Genomic DNA, 5620 nt, shown 5'->3' on the forward strand with positions numbered 1-5620 from the left:
TATTAGGCCATACCACCAATAGTTAGATGCTAATAATAAATACCAACTTTTTATTGATAATAAATTTAGCAAAATTGGGAATCATAATATCCTATATATTTCAAGTATCAAAATGCATTTTATATCCCCAACATTATGGATAGATATAAATTTGGTGGGGAGATGAAACGGGAATAAAAACACCTGCCAGCATAGCCGGGGCTTTGCACCCAGAGGAAAAACACCTGTTGTTGATATTTGTGCAACGCGCTTTTTTCAACACTTGATAAAAGAGGTCGAGCGTAAGGTTTATTTGATACTGGATAATTTGCGTGTCCACCATGCCCGGCTGGTCAAAAAGTAGTGCTGGAGAAGCACAAAAACCGAATTGAAGTGTTTTAGTTGATAAATTAAACATACCAAAAACAGGCAATTACACAAATTCAGATACAGGGTCATTCCAGAGCATCTTTGACAGTCACAGGTTTTAAAGTTTCTTCTGTGCTCAGTTCCAACTCCATCCTGGGATCAAAACCTTCAGCCAGCCACCTTCTGCACTGTTCACGTTTTTCTCTTGCCACTTTTAGTGACATATCAGGGTAACGGCCTAAAGTGAGGCGCTCCAAGCGACTACCACGCCCACCTAGGCGATACACAAACACCCAACTTAACTGTCCACTTTTGAAAGCCTTAATGCTCAATCCTTCACCATCAGCAATCATAGCCGGAGAATCCCTTTTAACGCCCAGCAATGCTTTTAGTTTTTTGTCACTGAGTTTGTTGGTCCCTGTCATTAGTTACCTCACCATAGTGTCTCTGTCTGAGTGATACACCGAGTGATACACCGTTCACTGTAACAATCAAAAAATAGACATTAACACCAAAACACAAAATGAGTCTATCTTTTTGATATATAATGATAAAAAAGGATAAAATTGAAAGCACCTGATAGCAGAAAAACACAAAGTTTTATGCTTCTACAATATGTTTCTTCATCAATATAACCAGTTGATTTTGTGTTAAATAATCACAAGTCAAACCCAAAAATGAATGTGACTATTTACTTACCGCTCAATACCATAAGCTCACCGAGCGCATAAAATATCATTCTCTGCCACCAGAACAAACCTTTCGTTAACTCACAACTAAATTTTTAGCTGGCAGAAAAAACCGTAATTTTATCAAAATTAAGAAAATAAAGTTTGGCGAACAAAGATATTAATATGTTAATTTAAGTAAAATGGTAGAAAAGCAGTATAATGGAAATTATGCAAAAAATTACCTTATTCACATACATTCTGGCGCTGTTTAGTTTTGCTCAACCAGCCAAAGCGCTGTCCGAAAATGAAGCGGAAGATCTCGCCGATCTGACAGCCGTCTATGTCTATCTAAAGCATGATTGTGGCTATAGCCAAATCCCAGATCTGCAAATTAAGCGCACCGTTATCTATTTTGCCCAGCGCAACAAGTGGGATCTCAGTGACTATAATGGTCAGTTAATGCAAGAACTCAATCAATTAGGTTACAACGACTTAAAGGGAATCGATCTGCCTCATGAGGTAAAATGCCGCTCCCTTGCACGAAACACCCTCAGTTTACTCTCCTATGTAAAGTAGCTCTTTTTGCATACTTTCAAAGTTAATTTCATATTGAAACTAAGTGACAATTATGTAAATAATTGGCTATTGTGTGCACTCGGTGTTTATGAATATCACAATGGAGGAATAGCAGAAAATGTCACAAAAGGAAATTTGGTATGAAACTTTGCATCCCAATTTCGGTCAGTATTTCGCAGTGGAAACAGTACTTTATCACGATAAAACACAGCATCAAGATCTCATCATTTTCGAAAATACAGAACTAGGCCGCATCATGGCACTTGATGGTGTAGTACAAACCACAGAGCGCGATGAATTTATCTACCATGAAATGATGGCTCATGTCCCCCTATATGCCCACGGCCAAGCCAAAAAGGTGTTGATCATTGGCGGTGGTGACGGTGGGATGCTACGGGAAGTGTGTCGCCATCATTATCTCGACAGTATCACCATGGTAGAGATTGATGCGGGTGTTGTCGAATTCTGCCGCCAATATTTGCCAAATCACAGTGCAGGGGCCTATGACGATCCCCGATTCAAGCTAGTGATTGACGACGGGGTTAATTTTGTCAAAACCACATCTGACAAATTTGATGTCATCATTTCTGATTGTACCGATCCTGACGGGCCGGGTGAAAGCCTGTTTACCTCTGAATTTTATGCAGGCTGCGCCCGTTGCCTGAATGAAGGGGGTATTTTTATCGCCCAAAACGGTGTCTGTTTTCTTCAACAAGATGAAGCCATCAACAGCCATAAAAAGTTGAGCCACTATTTTGCTGACAGCAGCTTTTATCAAGCCGCCATTCCAACCTATTACGGTGGGATCATGACGTTTGCATGGGCAAGCCAGAATTCGGCTTTACGTCAGGTGCCCCTGACAACACTGCAACAACGCTTTAAAGATACGTCCATAACCTGCCGTTACTACACGCCAGCCGTACATGCAGGAAGTTTTGCACTGCCGCAGTACTTACTGAATGCACTATCTGAAAACCCATAATCCCCCATAAGCCGGGAGGTGAATTAAATTGCGTCAACTGAAATTGCACGGCTTTAATAATCTTACAAAAAGCTTGAGTTTCTGTATCTATGACATCTGTTATGCAAAAACGAAAGCCGATCGCGACAGTTATATCGCGTACATTGATGAACAGTATAATGCAACCCGCCTAACTGAAATACTCAGTGAAACCTGTTCAATCATTGGTGCAAACATTCTTAATATTGCTCGCCAAGACTATAACCCACAAGGTGCGAGCGTTACCATTCTGATGAGTGAAGAACCCATTGATCCCAAACTGGTGGATAATACAGAAAACTCTGGCCCGCTCCCTGATTCTGTCGTCGCCCATTTGGACAAAAGCCATATCTGCGTGCATACCTATCCAGAAAGCCACCCGGGTGGCGGTATATGTACCTTTAGGGCAGATATTGATGTGTCAACCTGCGGTGTTATTTCTCCTCTTAAGGCTCTGAATTATCTGATCCATGAATTGGAATCTGACATTGTGACAATGGATTATCGTGTTCGTGGTTTTACTCGAGATATTAATGGGATAAAACTTTATATTGACCATGAAATTAGCTCCATCCAGAATTATCTGACAGAAGAAATTCAATCTCAATACCATATGATTGATGTGAATATTTTTCAGGAAAACCTCTTTCATACCAAAATGATGTTGAAAGCATTTGATCTGAATGAATATTTGTTCAATTCCACCGCCGAAGAATTAAATGAAACGGAAAAGCAGGAAATCATCCGTTTACTTAAAAAAGAGATACAAGAAATCTATTACGGCCGAAATTTACCTGACCTATCGTTACCTTATTAATAAATCGTTATATTCGGCCTGATCTATTTGACTGGCAGAATATCAATCTGCCAGTCATTAATTTCATATTCATCAAATATCGCATGATTTATTATTTTGGCGGCACACCTAACTCGATACTTGTTGTAATTTCAACACCATAAACGGTTTTTAAATAATCAAGCGCTTCACTATGGTCAACCTCAGGTAAAACGCAGACTGCATCAGACAACACGGTGACATCATAACCCCGGGTAAATGCACTATAGGCGGTATGCCGGACACAGCAATTAGTATGCTGCCCTGTCAAAACAACGTCTGTGACACCGTATTGCTTGAAAACATCGTCCAGATTGGTTCCATCAAAGGCACTATAAAAATGTTTGGGAAAAACAATTTCACGTTCGGCGCCAATAGGGGCCAGAGCATCAACCACCTCCGCTCCCCATGTTCCCGCCATCGCGTGTTTTCCCCAAATGCTCATCTCTCGGTCATCTGCACAATGTGCATCATTAGCATACACCACTAACCAATCCGGTTGATTTCTGGCATAGTTAACCGCTCGTTGGATTACCGGGATAATTTCCGTTGCCTGCTTTTCATTAGCGAGCACACCTGTGACAAAATCATTCAACATGTCAATTATGATAAGCGCTTTCATCTGTAAGACCTTCTTTGTGTTCTATACGTCGTTTTTCCTAAAAATAACAATAGAAAAACAATAAAGTGTATTTGATAATGCAATAATGTTTTTCCCATGTAGAGAAGAACATTCCATTTTTATAGGAGAAAAGGCTATAGTGAAAATCAGCATTATAAAAACACCTGAATAGAATATAACGCCTAAATTTACATTTCAATTCATCAATTATTTCAATATCTTTTATATATTCATAATATGTAGTTTTTGAAAAAAGACTTTACTAATAATTATGAATATTTACTTTAACATATTAAAAAAACCATATTGATTTACATAATAGCTTAAACAATGAAAATAATTTGAGTGTTTTTTGTTAATGACTTGAGTTATCAGCACAAAAACCATCGCGGTAGTCGCACTAAAATTTTTCGTTACCTGCATAGAGGTATAGGAACAGAAATCAAATAATAATAACCAATTGAAACCAATAGGGTTTAGCAATCTAAAAATAAAATTTGTTATCTAACTAACAAATTTAGTTTATTTATTTTATGAACATTATGATATCTAAACGAATTTATTATAAAACACCCTACAACATACAATAAAAATGAAGATAAAAATTGCCCTCATTGATGACCATGTTGTTGTCCGTTCAGGCTTTGCCCAATTATTGACACTTGAAGATGATATTAACATCGTAGGTCAATACAGTAGTGCCAATGAAGCATGGCCGGATTTACTCAGAAAAACGATTGATATCGTCATCATGGATATCTCCATGCCCAACGAAAGTGGCCTACAGCTTCTGGCACGGCTGCGTCCCACCTGCCCAAATTTTCGCACAATTATGCTCAGTATTTATGATACGGCTGCACTGGTACAAAGTGCGCTGGATTCAGGGGCGCGAGGTTATCTCACAAAATGTTGCGGGCCAGAAGAGTTAATCCAGGCGGTCCGTGCTGTCCATAAAGGCGAAATTTACCTCTGTGCTGATGCCCTAAAAGCCCTGCGTCAAAAACCTCAGGAAGTTGCTGCCTTGCAAGCACTGACCCCAAGAGAAAAAGAAATTTTAGAGGGCGTTCAGTATTCTGTGTCACGATAATTTAGCTGTTATAACGTTATCACATTATCCAGACGCCCTTCAAAGTAAATACACAGCTGAGACAGCGTCAGGTTCCAGCTTTGGATTGGCATCGTCCACTTTTCCTGGGCATTGAGAAGCCCCAGATAAAGCAGTTTGAGCAGGCTGTTTTCATTTGGGAACGCGCCTTTTGTTTTCGTCAGCTTTCTGAACTGACGGTGTACCGACTCGATAGCATTCGTCGTGTAAATAACCTTGCGGATAGCCGCCGGGTAGCGGAAGTAAGCCGACAGATTAACCCATTTACGACGCCAGCTCTGGATGACGACCGGATAGTGTTGGCCCCATTTCATGTCCAACTCGTCCAGTGCACTTTCTGCCGCCTCTTTTGAAACCGCCCGATAGAATGGCTTCAGGTCAGCCATGAAAGCCTTGTGGTGCTTTGAGGCCACGTACTTGAGCGAGTTGCGGATTTGGTGAATGATACACAACTGAACCTCGG

5 protein-coding genes and 2 pseudogenes are annotated in these 5620 nt (G+C 40.2%); 4 read left to right on the forward strand and 3 right to left on the reverse strand.

Translation table 11 applies throughout. The features are described 5' to 3' along the window. Positions 1-437 precede the first annotated feature (437 nt). Positions 438-773, reverse strand: a pseudogene (locus PSI17_RS15615) (Arm DNA-binding domain-containing protein); the annotation flags it as partial. A 474-nt stretch (positions 774-1247) separates the two neighbouring features. Between PSI17_RS15615 and PSI17_RS15620 the strand changes: the two are divergent. The 3 genes from PSI17_RS15620 to speD all read left to right on the forward strand — a co-directional run bounded on the left by PSI17_RS15620 (position 1248) and on the right by speD (position 3412). Continuing rightward, on the forward strand, positions 1248-1595 hold the full coding sequence (locus PSI17_RS15620; protein ID WP_273552851.1) for a YacC family pilotin-like protein: 348 nt from the start codon (positions 1248-1250) through the stop codon (positions 1593-1595). 118 nt (positions 1596-1713) lie between these two features. Then, positions 1714-2577, forward strand: coding sequence for a polyamine aminopropyltransferase (gene speE / locus PSI17_RS15625; RefSeq protein WP_273552852.1), 864 nt, complete (start codon positions 1714-1716; stop codon positions 2575-2577). Between the two features lie 28 nt (positions 2578-2605). Further along, the gene (speD, locus tag PSI17_RS15630) at positions 2606-3412 is read left to right on the forward strand and encodes an adenosylmethionine decarboxylase (protein WP_273552853.1); all 807 of its coding nucleotides are present in this window, start codon (positions 2606-2608) and stop codon (positions 3410-3412) included. Positions 3413-3503: 91 nt separating this feature from the next. Here speD and PSI17_RS15635 read toward each other — a convergent pair whose 3' ends face one another. Next, entirely contained in the window at positions 3504-4052 is a 549-nt protein-coding gene (locus PSI17_RS15635; protein ID WP_273552854.1) for a cysteine hydrolase family protein, read from the reverse strand. Positions 4053-4644: 592 nt separating this feature from the next. Here PSI17_RS15635 and PSI17_RS15640 point away from each other — a divergent pair. Next, a pseudogene (locus PSI17_RS15640) lies at positions 4645-5106 on the forward strand (response regulator); the annotation flags it as partial. Between the two features lie 41 nt (positions 5107-5147). Here PSI17_RS15640 and PSI17_RS15645 read toward each other — a convergent pair. Beyond that, on the reverse strand, positions 5148-5620 hold a 473-nt coding region (locus PSI17_RS15645), incomplete at its 5' end, for a transposase (protein ID WP_273552855.1).

The organism is Xenorhabdus sp. IM139775 (assembly GCF_028598745.1).
Lineage (GTDB): Bacteria > Pseudomonadota > Gammaproteobacteria > Enterobacterales > Enterobacteriaceae > Xenorhabdus.

Coding starts and splice junctions, on each gene's coding strand:
- PSI17_RS15620 (WP_273552851.1), top strand. CDS start 1,248: ATGCAAAAAATTACCTTATTCACATACATTCTGGCGCTGTTTAGTTTT.
- speE (WP_273552852.1), top strand. CDS start 1,714: ATGTCACAAAAGGAAATTTGGTATGAAACTTTGCATCCCAATTTCGGT.
- PSI17_RS15635 (WP_273552854.1), bottom strand. CDS start 4,052: ATGAAAGCGCTTATCATAATTGACATGTTGAATGATTTTGTCACAGGT.